The sequence below is a fragment of the Micrococcales bacterium genome (genome assembly GCA_009784895.1).
In the GTDB taxonomy this organism is placed as follows: Bacteria; Actinomycetota; Actinomycetes; order Actinomycetales; family WQXJ01; genus WQXJ01.
On record WQXJ01000007.1, the window covers coordinates 1 to 15196 of the forward strand.

Consider the following 15196-nt stretch of genomic DNA (forward strand, 5'->3'; position numbering starts at 1 on the left):
ACGCGACACCGGCCTGCAAGGCCGTGAGGGCCTAGCGGCACTGGCGGGCAGGGCCTTGAAGGCAGCGCGGCCTGGGCCAAGGGCGCAGGAGCGGCCGGTCTGGCACTGGCGTGACAAGGCCAGCCGGTCCGGCCCTGCCAGGCCGGGGGAGTAGCCGCCGGTCCGGACCTGCCGGGACGCCGGGAAGGCAAGGATAATAGGATGGACCGGCGATGCCACGTTAGCCATCGCTCGAAAGGCGTCCATGACGGTGCCTGTTCCTAGGGTGAAAGGGAAGGGAAAGCCATGGAGCTGCTGTCCGGAAATGAGGCCATAGCCCAAGGGGCTTGGGAGGCCGGGGCAACCGTTGGCGTGGGCTACCCCGGTACCCCCTCAACAGAGGCCCTGGAGTCCTTCGCCAGCAAAGACGGCGTCTATGCCGAATGGTCATGCAACGAAAAAGTAGCGCTGGAGGTTGGCCTGGGCGCCAGCGCAGCCGGCGCCAGAGTCCTAGTCACTATGAAGCATGTCGGGGTGAACGTCGCCGCCGACCCGCTATTCACCGCCGCCTACACCGGGGTCAATGGCGGCTTGGTTATCCTGGCGGCCGATGATCCGGGCATGCACTCTTCTCAAAATGAACAAGACTCCCGCTTTTACGCACTGGCCGCGCGTGTCCCGATTCTCGAACCGGCTGATTCGGCCGAGGCGCTAAGTTTCACCAAAGAGGCTTTCGTACTATCGGAGCGTTTCGACACCCCTGTCTTGATTCGCTCGACCGTGCGCATTTCCCATGCCAAAACCATCGTTGAAACCGGCCAGCGAACCGAACCAGACCAACGCGAATACACCACCGATCCGGCCAAATGGGTCATGATGCCGGCCTTCGCCAAACCGCGCCGTGCCGTTGTCGACACCCGGGTAGCCGACTTGAAAGACTGGGTTGAGACCAGCCCATTCAATGAGGTCTTCCTCAACGACAGCCAGATCGGCATTGTCTGTTCGGGTGCCGCCTATCAATACGTCACCGAGGCCCTGCCCAATGCCAGTGTTTTCAAGCTTGGCATCAGCTGGCCTTTGCCGGCCGCGTCGCTGCAGCGCTTCGCAGCCAGTGTCGAACAGCTCTATGTCGTTGACGAGGCCTCGGATTACCTTTCCAACCAGGTCAAAGCCCTGGGCATAAGAGTCACCCCGAGCCCGGCGCCACTGCCACTGGCCGGGGAACTAACCCAGGGGATTGTCAGCGCCGCCTTTGGACTGCCAGGTCCCGAAACGAACAAGGTCCGCTCAGATCTGCCCGGGCGTCCGCCAATGTTTTGCGCCGGCTGTCCTCACCGCCTGGCCTTCAAAGAGCTAGGTCGCCTAGGCGCCATAGTTGCCGGCGACATCGGCTGCTACACCTTAGGCGCCTTACCGCCTCTTTCAGCCATGGACACCATGGTGGACATGGGGGCTTCTGTCTCGATGGCGCACGGCTTTGAGCTGGTGCTAAGCGGCCAGGGCAAACGCCGTCCGGTGGTGGCGGTGATCGGGGATTCGACCTTTGCCCACTCCGGTGTCTCCTCCCTGATGAACACGGTCTACAACGCCGGTGGCGGCACAGTGGTGATACTCGACAACCGCACCACCGCCATGACCGGGCGGCAGGGCAACCCGGTTAGCGGGCAGACACTACAAGGCCGCCCAGCTAGAGAACTTGACCTTGAAGCGCTGGTGCGAGCCTTGGGAGTGGACGACGTCAAAACAGTCGACCCCCATGACATGAAGGCCGTACGTCGTTCCATAAAGGCCGCGATTCGACACGAAGACCTTAGTGTTCTGGTGTTCCGCGCCTCTTGCGCCCTGCTTGAAAGACAGCCCGGCCCACCGGTAACAGTGACTGAGGACTGCAACGACTGTGGGGTCTGCCTGATGCTGGGCTGCCCCGCCATCGCCCGTCTGGATGGTACCGGCCTACCATGCATCGATCAGGTCCAATGCGTTGGCTGCGGACAATGCGAGCAGTACTGCGCCCCCGGCGCAATTGTCGAGACCGGTCTGCTGGCGAGCACGGGGGTCTAGAGGTTTGACTATGACGCGGGCCGCAGCCAGGAACAGCCGAAGCGCATTGCTGCCACCTGACCAGGTACCTGCCATAACCACACGGCCTAGGGAGATAAACCATGTCTGAGCCTGGCCAAGGCGCCGCCCCCTGCCCTGAGGCCAGCACAGGCCATTCACCAGTCACAATCCTGATGTGCGGGGTTGGGGGGCAGGGCACCATCCTGGCGGCGGATCTGCTGGCGCGTTGCGCCATGGCGGCCGGTTGGCAGGTGAAACTATCCGAGATACACGGAATGTCCCAGCGCGGTGGCGCGGTTACCACGGTGGTCCGCTTCGGCCAGACGGTGGCCTCAATGGTGACCGACCCAGGCTGCGCCGACCACATCATCGCCTTCGAAACAACCGAAGCCCTGCGCAACCTGGCCTTCTTGAAAGCCGGCGGCAACCTGATTGTCAGCCAGGAGGAAATCAAGCCACTGTCCGTGCTGGCGGGTAACGCTGAGATGCCAGCCGGCGCGAGGGACACTTTGCTTGGGGCGGGCGCGCGGCTAGTCCCGGCGGTGAGGTTGGCCCAAAAGGCCGGTAATCCCCAATGCTCCAATGTCGTGCTATTGGGGGTCCTAGCCAAGCAGCTCGGCTTCGCGCCGTCGATCTGGCAGGAACAGATTGAGTCGCGGCTTCCGGCCCATTTGGTCGCAGTCAACATCGCCGCCTTTGAAGCCGGCTTCAGCCTCGACGACCCGGCCACCTAAGGGCGTGGTTTTTGCGGCTGACGGGCCCTGACCGCCCGGCGGCAGGGCGCGGCGCCACCAGCAAACACGCGGTGGGTGAGGGTTGACTTAGCGCCCGGGTGGCCGGCCTGACACAGCGCCCCAACGAAAACCGGCGTTGGGCCTGGTCAGCCGAGCTGATAGATCTCGGTCGCCTGGACGATTTGGTAGCCGGCCTGGGACAGCCTCTGCTCGACGCCAATGCCTTCGACTTTGAGCACGTTGACGGCTGAGCCATCACTGATGGCGAAGCAGTAGCCGTATTCGATGTTGACATCGCCAGAATCGAGCAGCGTCAGCAGATCGGCCAGGGAGCCCATTTGATCAGGGATACGGACCGCCACAACCGGTGTGATACGGGCGCGGAAGCCGGCATCGCGCAGCTGTTGAACTGCAAAGTCGGGCCTATCACAGAAAATCCGGGCGATGCCAAAATCGGCCGTGTCGGCCAGGAACAGGGCGCGCATGTTGATACCGGCATCGGCGATGGCGCGGCAGGCTCTGGCCAGGTGGCCCTTTCTGTTCTCAAGAAAAACAGTCAGTTGCGAAATCACAGGCTATTTCCTTTCACGCCGGTCTACGATCCGTCGGGCCTTGCCCTCGAAGCGTTCTATCGTCTTCGGTTCAACTATCTTCACGTCGACGGCCACCTGGAGAGAACTCTTGAGCTCGCCTGAGATCGTTTTCCTCAGGGCTTCGAGCTTGCGGACCTCATCAAAGGGGAACTCGGCGACGGTTTCGATCCAGAGCTCGGCCTGGTCTAACGGGGTCTTGGAGGTCAGGACTATCTGGTATTGGGCGGTGATGTCCTCGAAGCGGGTGATGACCTCCTCGATCTGGGAGGGGAAGACGTTGACGCCTCGAATAATCAGCATGTCATCGGTGCGTCCCCTGATCCGGTCAATCCGGCGAAAAGTCCGGCCGCAGGCACATTCGCCGGGCAAAATCCGAGTGACGTCATGTGTGCGGTAGCGGATCAGCGGCGAACACTGTTTGGTCAAGGTAGTGAACACTGCCTCACCCCATTGCCCGTCGCCAACCGGCTCTAAGGTTTCCGGGTCGACTATCTCAACGATGAAATGGTCCTCACAGACATGCAGCCCGTTTTGCTGGGCGCATTCGCAGGCTACGCCCGGCCCCATGACCTCAGACAGGCCGTAAATGTCATGCATCCTTAAGCCGAGTTTGGCCTCGATTTCCTGGCGCAACCCTTCGGAACACGGCTCGGCACCAAGTAAGGCCGCCGAGAGCCTGAAATCCTTTGGTGGGTCGAAGCCTTGCTCAATCGCACTTTCGGCGATGTGCAGAGCGTATGAAGGCGTGCAGCAGAGAATGTCGGTGCCAAAGTCTTTGAAGCATTGGATTTGGCGCCTGGTGTTGCCTGAGGAAATTGGCACTACTGTGCAGCCAATCGCCTCGCCGCCTTGGTGAGCGCCCAAGCCGCCGGTAAACAACCCGTAGCCGTAGGCCACCTGGACCACGCTTTGGGCCGTGGCGCCGGCCGCTACCAGGAAGCGACCAAAGCACTCGCCCCAGTCGGTCAGGTCATTTCTGGTGTATCCAACCACAGTGGCTTGGCCGGTGGTGCCGGAAGAGGCGTGGATGCGGACCACCTCATCGCGTTCAACAGCGAAAAGCCCAAAGGGATAGGCATCTCTTAAGTGTTGCTTTTCGGTGAAGGGAAGCTTTGTCAGGTCACTCAGGTGCCCGATGTCGCTGGGAGACACGCCAGCATCGTCGAAGCTCTGCTTGTAGAAAGGGATCCGCTGGTAGACGTAGCTCACCATTGCTTTGAGGTGGTCGAGCTGCCATGCCTCCACGGCCTTTGCCGACATGGTCTCTTTGTCGGGTTGGTAATACACGCATCACCCTTCTTGATCCGCCGCCCCACCGCGAGGCTGGCGCAAGTCGCGTCCACTGGCAGCCCGCAACCCCCACCGTCGCCGGCCGCCTCAGTGTACTAGGTGGCTGGTGAGCGGCCGCCGCGCTGACCCACGGCATCGGGCTGAAACGCTGTCGCAGCGTCCCCATGGTGAGCCGACCCGCCCGGCGGCTGGCCCTGAGGGTCGGGCGGCTGACAGAATTGGGGGAACAGAAACGGGCGCGAGACGACGCCGGCCGCCCTGGGCAGCCGGCAACTTGGATAGAAGAGGTGCGTTATGGAGCTAGTCACGATCGCCGTGGTTGGGGTGATTGTGGTTGTGCTAGTCACAACGGTAGCTCCGAAGATCGGCATCGCCTCGCCGCTGGTGCTGGTGGTACTGGGCGTTGGAGTCAGCCTGCTGCCAATGGTGCCGCCCTTGCACGTCGAACCCGAATTGATCCTGGGCGGCATCTTGCCGCCGTTGCTGTATTCGACCGCTGTCAACACCCCGGTCATGGAATTCCGCCGGGATTTGAGGATCATTTCGATCTTTGCGGTCTTATTGGTGGCAGTTTCGGCTGTGGCGGTTGGTTTCCTTCTGGTTTGGTTGGTGCCCGGACTGCCGTTGGGGATTGGCATCGCCGTGGGCGCCGTGGTCTCGCCGACGGACGCCGTGGCCACGACAATTGTGCGAAAATCCGGCGCCTCAAGCCGGCTGTTGCGGGTGTTGGAGGGCGAAGCTCTGTTCAACGACGCCACAGCCCTAGTGCTGCTGCGCTCAGCCGTGGCGGCGACAGCGGCGGGCTTTTCATTCTGGCGCATTAGCATCGAGTTCGTTTATGCGGTAGTGGTCGCGCTGATTGTGGGCTTCGTCGTTGGCCGGATCAACGTAGCGGTCCGCTCGCGTATCCCACATGTCGCTTCGAACGTCGCGTTTTCCCTGGCCGTGCCGTTTTTGGCCTATGTGCCCGCGGAACATCTAAGAGCCTCCGGCCTGGTAGCAGCGGCCATGGCCGGCCTGATCACCGGCCACCGCACGCCAAAGCGGCTGCCTTCGCAAATCAGGATCGCCGAGCGGGCCGTCTGGGAGACCGCCAATCTGATTCTGGAGAGCGCGATCTTCCTGCTGATGGGCATGCAACTGCGGGCTTTGTTGATGGACATCCACTACTCGACCACACTGGAGTGGCTGGCCTTGGAGTTGGGGGTGGCCTCGGCCTTGATCGTTTTGGCGGCGCGGACTGTCTTTGTATCCGCCTCGGTTTGGCTGCTGGCCCGGCGAACCGACCGCGTGGCCCGGCGACATGAGCGGATCGCGATCTTCACCGAGCGAGTAGATCAGCTGCGCGAGGCTGACACCGATGACCAACGCCGCCGGCGGGTCAGCCAGCGTCGATGGTCGCAGTTCAAGACGGTGATGTCGCGCCGGGCTGCCGATCTGGACTATTTGACCAGTGAGCAGTTCGGCTGGAAGGACGGGGTCATCTTGGTGGCGGCAGGGATGCGCGGGGCCATTACTTTGGCTGCCGCCCAGTCCCTACCCAACGGCACACCCAACCGGTCGCTGCTCATCCTGACGTCCTTCGTGGTGGCTGCGGGCACGCTGCTGATTCAGGGGGGCACGCTCTCGACCTTGGTCAAGGCGCTCATAGTCGAGCCGCGCGACACCAAGGCTGATGAGGTGCTGGCGCGACATTTGGATGTCGAGCTGAATCAGGCGGCGCTGAAGCAACTGGATTCCGGCAAATGGCACCATGCCGATGGCACGGCCTATTCCGAAGAATCGTTCGCCAGGGCGCGTTCGATCTTGGAGACCAACCTGGACGCCAAAAGGGTCAGACCGCGGCGGCAAAGGTCGCACGAGCTGGCCGCCTTGCGGCTGGAGATACTGGAGGCCCAGCGGGCGGAGCTGCTGCGGATTCGCGATGTCGGCAGTTACCCGGGCGAGTTGCTAACAGCCAAACTGGCCCAGCTGGATGCAGACCAGATCAGCATTGAGTCTCGGCAACAGTAGCTTGGCGCCAACCAGTTTTGCCTCGAGACCTGCCATCGACCAGGACGCGTCTTGGTTGACGCCACCGGTCAGGGGACCTATCGCCAGGCGGTGCCTTGGCTTTGTTACAGGTCGGTAACTATCGTTGCGACTAGTTTGGCGTAGCGTCATACTTATTACTTGACCCAGAGTTCACCAACAGTGAGGAGATGCTGGTGTCGAAGTCTCGCAAGGCTCTAGTTTTGGGCGTGACCGCCGCCCTGGCCCTAACAGTGGCCGCCTGCGGTTCGGACAACAAGTCAGGGGAGGGTGCCGGCTCGTTAACCATTGCGCTGACATCCAGTCCATCAGCAACGGCGCTGGAGGCCCTGGCCAAGGATTTCGAGAAGGAAACCGGGATCAAAGTCAGCGTTGTTCAGCTGACCTATGACCAGATCTCGACCAAGATCCTGTTGGCGGCCGGCCAGCCGGACGCCGCCTATGACGTGGTTCAGTTCGACTCGCCCATGTATCCGGCTTTGGTTTCCGGTGAGGCGCTGGCGGATCTAAGTGGTCACGTCAAAGGGTCGGACAAGTACGACTACGCCGATTTCCCAGATCAAGTCCAGCAATACGCCATGTTTGGCGAGGACATCAAGTCGATCCCGCTTTCGACCGAACCGTATGTCTTGTGGAGTAACTCCGATCTGCTGGCGGCTTCTGGTTTGGAGCCGGCCGACACGCTCGACGAGTATGTCGCCAACGCCAAGGCTTTCACCGAGGCCGGCGCCTATGGATCCGACAACGCCTTTGGCGCTCAGGAGAGCGCCTACTACTGGCTCCAGGCCGTCTACATGTTTGGTGGCCAAATCACCAAGCCCGGTACCTGCGAGTCAGCCTTAGACAGCCCGGAAGTCGAGGCTGCCACCAAGTTCTACTTCGACATGCAGGCGACCACGCCGGCCATGACGCTGAACGGTGGCGGTAACGAAATGACCAGTGCCTTCATCCAGGGGGATGTGGGCCAAATGGTCAACGCCACCGGCTATTGGTCAATCGTGGCGGATCCAGACCAGTCCAACATTCCCGAGTCGTTTGTCATGACCCTGCCACCGGCCGGGGATAACGGACGCCACACTTTGGTTTTCGGTTGGCTTATCGGCATCACCGCTAATTCCGCCGCCCAAGATCAGGCCTGGCAGTTCCTTGAGTTTGCCTTGGGTAAGGATTCGATGGACAAGCTGATCGAGCTGGGGGCACCGCCGCCGGCCAGGACATCGCTGGTGACCTCGCCTAACGCCCAAGAAGCCATCCCATATGTTGACCTTCTGGTAGAGGCCTCGTCCTACGGCGCGCATCTGCCTTACACCCCGGTGATGAACGAAATCATTACTGAGGTTTCGGCCGCCATCTCGGCGGCGGCCACAGACGGCTCCGGGGCGGACGGGTTCCTGCCCAAAGCCCGCGAAATGGTGGCCTCAATCTTGAGTGATGCGGACGTCTGTCTGTAATGAGCGAGACTGGGCTGGTGGCGACGGGCTCAGCCCGTCGCCACCGCCGCGGTAAGCTGTCGCGCCGCCGGCGCGCTACCGGGCTTGCCTTTCTGTCGCCAGCACTAGCCCTATTGCTGGCGATTATGGCCATCCCAATGGGGCTTGGCCTCTACCAATCACTAACCAACGAATCACTGGTCCGGCGGGGCCAGACCAAGTTCATCGGGCTAGAGAACTACGCCGACCGAGTCATCGCCCCCGGTTTCGCCAGCGCCGCCCTGGTGACGGCCATAATCATGGTGTTGAGCCTGGCGGTACAGCTGCCGATTGGCTATTGGCTGGCGCTCTGCCTGTCCAGGCGGATCGGCGCCAGTTCGGTCTTCAGGACCATCTTGACTTTGCCAATGATGTTGACCCCGGTGGCAGTCGGTCTGATGTGGCGGTTCCTGGCTGACCCAGATTTGGGAATCATCCGGTGGATCGCCTCGACCATGGATTCTGCGGCCCATCCCAACGTTTTCGGTTCGCGTGTTTCCGCCACCATCTTGATAGTGGTGGTCAACTCTTGGATCAATATCCCCTTGGTCACACTGCTGTTGTTGGCCGGGCTGTTGGGTGTGCCAGACGAACTCTATGAAGCCGCCGCCATTGACGGTGCCAACCGCTGGCAGACCCGCTGGCACATCACAATTCCCTCCATCACGCCGGTAATCGCGGTGGTCTGTGTTTTGCGACTGGCCGGAGATTACTGCATGTTTGACCTGGTCTACACCATTACCCACGGTGGGCCAGGTACCTCGACCCGGAACCTGTCAATGCTGGCCTACCAGGAGGGTCTGGTCAACTACTCGATTGGACGGGCCACAGCCATTGCCATGACCATGGCCATTTTGGCCCTGCCGGCCTACCTGGCCTTTAGGAAGGTGTCACGGGCATGAAACTGCGCCAGAGCCTGCCAAGGCGCGCCGGCTGGTGGCTGGTGATGTGCGGAGCGGCCGCCATGACCTTATGGCCGGTGCTGTGGACCATCTCGACCTCCTTCAAGTCCCAAAAAGAGACCTACCAGTTCCCGCCCACGATCTGGCCTGAAGACGTCCGGTTGTCCAACTACACCAGGCTGTTTGAGTCGACTGACTTCAGATCGGCTTTGGTGACCTCAGTGGTGGTCACCGTGGGCGTGACAATACTGGTCCTGGTGATCGCCTACCCCTGTGCCTATGCCCTGGTCAGGATGCGGGCCTGGGGCTCGCGCCTAGTGCTGCTGCTAGTGGCCTTCGCCCAGACTGTACCGGCCATCGTGGTGCTGATTCCGCTCTACTCGATCAGCGTCAGGCTTCACCTTTACGACACCAGGACCGTCCTGATCTTGGTCTACACGGCCTTCCTGATTCCGTTCTCGACCCTGATTCTGATGGCCTTCCTGCGGGCCGTACCTACCGAGATTGAAGAAGCCGCCCTGGTAGACGGTTGTAGCCACGTCAGAGTGTTGACCCGGATAGTGCTGCCCATGACCCGGCCAGCCATCGCCACAGCGGCCGTCTTCACCGGCCTATTCGCTTGGAACGAGTTCCTCATCGCGGCCGTCCTGGGGGGCGACAAAGCCCGGCCGCTAACGGTCATGATCTCCCAGTTCGTATCGCAAAAAACCATTGAGTGGGGCCCAATGACCGCTGCCGTCTGCTTGGTGCTACTGCCGGTGGTAGTAGCCGTGGTCCTGCTGCAACGACATCTTGTCTCCGGCCTGGTGGCCGGAGCGCTGAAAGCCTAATAGGCCCAACAACGCAAGGAGAAGTGGACATGAACCAACACAAGACCCAGGTGGCGATCATTGGCGCCGGCATCATGGGGGAGTTCTACGCCGGGACTTTACGGCAGTCCAATTTGCGGTTTAGGACTGACCTAGTGGCGGTCTGCGACATTGATGCCTCCCGCGCCGCCGCCGTGGCCGGGGACGAGGCCACGGCCTACACCGATGTTTCTCAGATGCTGGCCAACGAGACCCTCGACTGGGTCTACCTGGCAACGCCTGATTTCGCCCACCGGGAACCGTTTGAGGCCTGTATGGCGGCCGGGGTTCCATGCCTGGTTGAAAAGCCACTGGCGACAACGCTCGAGGATGCCAGGGCCATGCAGGCGGCGGCGCAGCGGGCCGGGGTGCAGGTTGAGGTCAACTTCTCTAACCACATCAACCCGGCCTATGCCGCAGCCAAGACGGCCATCGAGGCTGGCGAAATAGGCCAGCCGCTAGGGGTCTATGCCCGGCTGTCGAACGTTTTCACCTACCCCTTGAACAACCTCAGTTGGGCCCAAAAGTCCTCAGTTGCCTGGTTCCTGATTAGCCACACAGCCGACCTGGCGGCTTGGCTAACTGATTGGCAGGCCACATCAGTTCTAGCTCGCGGCTCAAAGGGTCGTCTAGCCGCCTTAGGCCTGGATACCTACGACCTGATCCAGTGTTTGGTGACCTACTCCGGCGGGCGCTCGGCCATTTTCGAGGCCTCATGGACGCTGCCGGAGTCGATGCCATCACTGGTCGACATGGCCTATGTGATTCACGGTGACGCTGGCCAAATCGCCATTGACACCACTCGCCAAATGGTGACAGTGGCCGGCCCAGGCGGTTATGTCTACCCCGGCACGCTTGATTGGGACCAGCAGTGTATTACCGATTGCCTCGAGCGCCTGGACCAGCCCACCCCGGCCGAGCCGTTAGCTGAAGGGCTGGCCAACACCGCGCTGGTGGTGGCCCTGCACCGTTCACTGCAAAGTGGCCAAGTCGAAACCATCGAGGCGGGTTAGGCGGGGGAGGACCAAGCCAATGGCGGAAGCAGAGGCGCTAGCGGGGCTGATGGATCAATGGTCCAGCCAGCTACTGGCACCCGCCCAGCAGGTGGTGTCAAACGACCGCCTGGCCATAGCCCGGGCCGCCCTTGCCATCGCCAGCCACCTCGACCCCCAGGGCCGTCTGATGTGCTTTGGCGCTGGCCACTCCTGGTGCCTGGCGGCTGAGCTTTGCTCCAGAGCCGGTGGCCTGCCCGGAGTAGTGGCAATGAGCCTGGCCGATCTGGGCCCAAAGCGCGACCAATGGCGCCAATTGGCGGATTCAGGCCCCGAACGCCAGGTCGAACTGGCCCAGCCAATGATCGACCACCACCGGCTGACCAGCCGAGACGTGCTGCTGGTGATATCAAACTCGGGGCGCAATTCAATGGTGATCGAATTGGCTCGGCTGGCTAGGGCCATGGGCTGCCTGGTGGTGTGCGTGGTCTCGCTGGCGCACGCCAATTCGATCAAGTCACGCCACCCCAGCGGCCAGATGCTAATGGATCACGCCGACATTGTTCTAGACAACCATGGATCGCCAGGGGACGCCGGAGTTGAGGTGGCACCAGGCGTAGTGTCGGGTGCCACCTCAACTATCGCCGGTTCCTTGACCCTTCAATTGCTGGCCTGCTGCCTGGCCTACCACTTCAGCCAGAGCGAAAGTGGTTTTGCCACCATTCGCAGCGCCAATCTCGATTGTGAGGCGAGCCAATGAAAACAATCGGAACAGTCGATCTAGGTGGCACCTTCCTCAGGACCGGTTGGTGGCGTCAGGACGCCTGGTTGATGACCCATGCCGAGCGGACCTGCACCAACGACGGTCAAGACGCGCTGACCAGCCAGATCATCCGGGCGGTCGAGGCCGGGCCGGACATCAGCGGCCTGGTAGTGGCCACCGCTGGTGGCCTGTCAACGGTCACCGGTCATATTCACCATGCTGCCAACCTGCCACTTGACAACCTTGATCTGCGTGAGACCTTGGGCCAGCGGCTGGGGGTTCCGGTGGCGGTGCTGGGTGACGCGGCCGCCGGCACTGTGGCTGAGTTTGGCGCCGGCGCCGCCAAGGGCCTGTCCCACGGCGCCTTTTTGACCATTTCGACCGGCATCGGCATGGGTCTGGTCATCAACGGCAGGCTGGTCAGCGGCTTGAACCACCAGGCAGGGGAGCTTGGCCACATCCCGGTGGACACCTCGGCTGAAGCCCCTCAATGTCCCTGTGGTCAAAGTGGCTGCCTTGAGGCCTTCGCCTCCGGCAACGGGCTGGTAGCGCGTTTTTGCGCCGATGGAGGTGCCACAGGCAGCCCGGTACCTGACGGACGGGCTGTGGTCGAGTTGGCGGAAAGAGGCCACCGGGGTGCCACCGTGGTAGTCAACCAGGGCGGGCAATTGCTTGGCGCGGCTTTGGCCATGTTGATACGGCTTTTGTCGCCACAGGTTTTGGTGCTAGGTGGCGGTTTAGCCAAGTCTCGTTACTACATCGGTTTGGCCACAACCTGGCTAGAGCGGATTCTGGCCCAGTCTCTACCCGGCTCCAGCCGGTTGATCTGCACCGGAACCTGTGAACCGTCGAACCCATTAGTGGGCGCGGCTTTGGCCGGCGCCGGTGACCTGGCCGCGAGGCGGTTGCTAAAAGGCACCGGTTATGAAGAGCAATTGGAGGCATTGTGGTAGTTAACGGCACAACCGATCAGCCACCTGGCATTTTTATGGTCGGCACTGCGACCCGTAACCTCGACTTCGCCGCCGGCCTGGCCATGGCCGGCTACGCCCGGCGCCATGGACCCAGCCAGGGCACCTTGGAGCCACTGCAGGCCAGGGCCTTGGCCGTGGCCGACCCGCATGGCAATCGGGTCGCCTTGGTGGCACTGGACCTGGTCTATGTGACCAGGGCGATCGCACAGGCGGTCGAGGAACGACTGGCTCGCAGCGTCGGTCTGCCACATCAAGCCCTGGCGATTAGCGCCACCCACACCCACTCCGGGCCTGATGTTGGCAACCCTGACGATCCCGCCGGCCAGATGGTGGTTGAAACCGCCGCTGAGGCGGTCCAAGCAGCGCTGGGGTCAATGGCGCCGGCCGAGCTGTGGAGTGATGCTGTTGGCGTTGAGGCCCTTGGCATGAACCGTCGCAACGGCACGGCCCCACCCTTGTCCGCCCACGTCATCGTGGCCACTAGGCCCGGCCGGCCCGGCGATGTCATGGCCACTCTGCTTGAATTCGCCTGCCATGCCACCATCTTGGAGCACGACAATGTCCGCTACTCGCCGGATTACCCCGGCCATGCCCGCCGACTGATCGAGCAGTTGGTCGGTGGGACCTGCGTTTTTGTCCAAGGGTGTTCCGGCGACATCAATCCGGTATTTGATTCCCACCAGCCTTCTGGGGCCCACCTGGCTGGCGCACTGCTGGCCGGCACGGTTGGCACCAGCCTGCTGCGCTCATTGCGTCACCAGGCTGGCGCCAAATACGTCAATCTGACCTGGAACGGCGACTACCCGGTAACAACAGTGTCGACATTGCGACCGGTGCCGGCCGGTCGAGTCTGGGCAGCCCAGGGGGACACCGTCGTTGATTTGGCCGCGCTAGCCGACCCGGCGGCGGCAGCGGCCCGGCTGGCGGCGGCCCGTCAAGCTTTCAAGGCGGGCCAAAACGGACCCGACCATCATGCCTTGGGCGCCGAGCTAGGCGAGGCCTGGGCACAGGACCTGCGCGCCAGCGGATACATGGACGCGGTCCCAGCCGACCCGCCCACCCAACCAACCAATCTGACCAGCCGGGTCCTGGGCTTGGGCCCGGCCGCCGCCATCTGCGCCTTACCTGGCGAGGTCTTTTGGACCACCGGCCAGGACCTGCGACAGCGTCTAGAAGCGCCACCGCATTTGCTCCTGGCGACCTGCGCTAACCAGGCCGTCGGTTACCTGCCGCCGGTCCATGAGTTTGCCGAAAAAGGCTACGAGATTGGTGAAGCCGGCTTGGCCAAAGGCGCGGCCGAGGCCGTAGTCGAGACCACAGCTGGTCTGCTGGCCGGAGGTGGACCCCCTGGGGTCCGGGCGGAAACGTGAACACTAGTGCCGCAGGCCGGCCGTTCGTTGCCGGGCTGATTACCGTTTCGCAGATGGGCAGCTCGAACCGGGTGGGCCTGCTTTACGCCCTGGCCGAGCATGGTCCGACCTCACGCTCGGAACTGGCCCGTATGGCTGGCGTGCCGCGCGGGTCAATCGCACCAATCGTGGCCGGTCTAATCAAAGACGGCATTCTGATCGAGTTGGAGCCAACTGGAGAGACCCCCAAAGTGGGCAAACCATCGCGGCCATTGTGGTTTGGTCCACGGATTGGACACGCCGGCACAGTCAGAATCGAAGCTGGCGTGGTCGAATGTGCCCGGGTCGATCAACGGGGCCAGGTCCGCGACTCGGCCCAAGCCGCCTTTGGCCGCGGTGCCACCACCGGCGAACTTGAGGACCTAGTGTTGAAACTGGCCCAGGAAGTCTTCGACCGGGCCACCGGCCCACTAACCGGTATTGGGCTGGTCTGGCCGGCCGTCTGGGACCGGGACACCGGACGAGTCTTGTCGTGCACGCCCATACCGGCACTCGAAGGATCGCAGCTGGTCGAACGCCTAGAGCAGCAGACTTCGCTTGAGGTCTTTGTCGAAGACGACGCCCGGGCGCTGAGTGTGGGCCAACGCTGGTTTGGCCAGGCCCGTAATGACGATTCGTTTGCCGCTGTCCAGATCTCGGCTGGGATAGGCGCCGGGCTGATCGTGGACGGCCGGTTGTTTTCGATTGACGACCAATTCCCAGAAATCGGACACATGGTGGTGGACGTTTTTGGCGAGCCGTGCCGCTGCGGGCGGACCGGCTGTTGGGAAACCATCGCCGGCCTAGGCTGGTTGCGCCAACAAGCCCGCCGCCACGGTCTGGCCAATTGGGCCACTGTCACGCCTGGCTACCTGGTCACGACCCAAGGCCCCCAAACTAAGAGGCTGCTTGACTCCTATGCCCGCAATATCGGCATCGGCCTGGCCAATATCGCCATTGCCTTTGGCATCAGCCGCTTCATTCTGCATGGCGAGGTTGTCAGCGGCGGCCCAACACTGCTGGACCAGGTCAGGCGGCACACTGCGGCCCAATGCGCCATGCCCGGGACGGGCCAACCGACTATTGATCTGGCCGACTCAACCCACCCGACCGCCCTACTTGGGGCGGCCGCCATGCCACTTGTCCACGCCATCGAACGCGCCTAGAGCCCC

13 protein-coding genes are annotated in these 15196 nt (G+C 62.3%); 11 read left to right on the forward strand and 2 right to left on the reverse strand.

What is annotated here, in order from left to right; all coding sequences use genetic code 11:
• The first annotated feature begins 285 nt into the window (after positions 1 to 285).
• Complete coding sequence (locus tag FWD29_02185; protein ID MCL2802754.1) at positions 286 to 2040, forward strand: thiamine pyrophosphate-dependent enzyme; 1755 nt, start codon at positions 286 to 288, stop codon at positions 2038 to 2040.
• A 101-nt stretch (positions 2041 to 2141) separates the two neighbouring features.
• Entirely contained in the window at positions 2142 to 2774 is a 633-nt protein-coding gene (locus tag FWD29_02190) for an indolepyruvate oxidoreductase subunit beta (protein ID MCL2802755.1), read from the forward strand.
• A gap of 146 nt (positions 2775 to 2920) precedes the next feature.
• On the opposite strand, the gene FWD29_02195 is transcribed toward FWD29_02190, so the two are convergent.
• The gene (locus tag FWD29_02195) at positions 2921 to 3346 is read right to left on the reverse strand and encodes a hypothetical protein (GenBank protein MCL2802756.1); all 426 of its coding nucleotides are present in this window, start codon (positions 3344 to 3346) and stop codon (positions 2921 to 2923) included.
• A 3-nt stretch (positions 3347 to 3349) separates the two neighbouring features.
• Positions 3350 to 4627: a phenylacetate--CoA ligase gene (locus FWD29_02200; GenBank protein MCL2802757.1), complete on the reverse strand. Its 1278-nt coding sequence runs from the start codon at positions 4625 to 4627 to the stop codon at positions 3350 to 3352.
• A 324-nt stretch (positions 4628 to 4951) separates the two neighbouring features.
• Between FWD29_02200 and FWD29_02205 the strand changes: the two genes are divergently transcribed.
• From FWD29_02205 to FWD29_02245, 9 genes are all read left to right on the forward strand, one after another.
• Complete coding sequence (locus tag FWD29_02205; protein ID MCL2802758.1) at positions 4952 to 6670, forward strand: sodium:proton antiporter; 1719 nt, start codon at positions 4952 to 4954, stop codon at positions 6668 to 6670.
• A gap of 194 nt (positions 6671 to 6864) precedes the next feature.
• On the forward strand, positions 6865 to 8139 hold the full coding sequence (locus tag FWD29_02210) for an extracellular solute-binding protein (GenBank protein MCL2802759.1): 1275 nt from the start codon (positions 6865 to 6867) through the stop codon (positions 8137 to 8139).
• A complete protein-coding gene (locus FWD29_02215) occupies positions 8139 to 9059 on the forward strand; it encodes a sugar ABC transporter permease (GenBank protein ID MCL2802760.1) in 921 nt (306 codons plus the stop codon). The genes FWD29_02210 and FWD29_02215 overlap by 1 nt, the downstream gene beginning before the upstream one ends.
• The gene (locus FWD29_02220; GenBank protein ID MCL2802761.1) at positions 9056 to 9889 is read left to right on the forward strand and encodes a carbohydrate ABC transporter permease; all 834 of its coding nucleotides are present in this window, start codon (positions 9056 to 9058) and stop codon (positions 9887 to 9889) included. Before FWD29_02215 ends, FWD29_02220 begins: the two co-directional genes overlap by 4 nt.
• Positions 9890 to 9918: 29 nt before the next feature.
• A complete protein-coding gene (locus FWD29_02225; protein ID MCL2802762.1) occupies positions 9919 to 10920 on the forward strand; it encodes a Gfo/Idh/MocA family oxidoreductase in 1002 nt (333 codons plus the stop codon).
• A 19-nt stretch (positions 10921 to 10939) separates the two neighbouring features.
• Entirely contained in the window at positions 10940 to 11659 is a 720-nt protein-coding gene (locus tag FWD29_02230) for a sugar isomerase domain-containing protein (protein ID MCL2802763.1), read from the forward strand.
• A complete protein-coding gene (locus tag FWD29_02235; GenBank protein MCL2802764.1) occupies positions 11656 to 12615 on the forward strand; it encodes an ROK family protein in 960 nt (319 codons plus the stop codon). The genes FWD29_02230 and FWD29_02235 overlap by 4 nt, the downstream gene beginning before the upstream one ends.
• On the forward strand, positions 12609 to 14006 hold the full coding sequence (locus FWD29_02240; protein ID MCL2802765.1) for a neutral/alkaline non-lysosomal ceramidase N-terminal domain-containing protein: 1398 nt from the start codon (positions 12609 to 12611) through the stop codon (positions 14004 to 14006). Before FWD29_02235 ends, FWD29_02240 begins: the two co-directional genes overlap by 7 nt.
• Positions 14003 to 15190 carry an ROK family transcriptional regulator gene (locus FWD29_02245; GenBank protein MCL2802766.1) on the forward strand — a complete coding sequence of 396 codons (1188 nt, stop codon included), beginning with the start codon at positions 14003 to 14005 and terminating at the stop codon, positions 15188 to 15190. The genes FWD29_02240 and FWD29_02245 overlap by 4 nt, the downstream gene beginning before the upstream one ends.
• Positions 15191 to 15196: the final 6 nt, after the last annotated feature.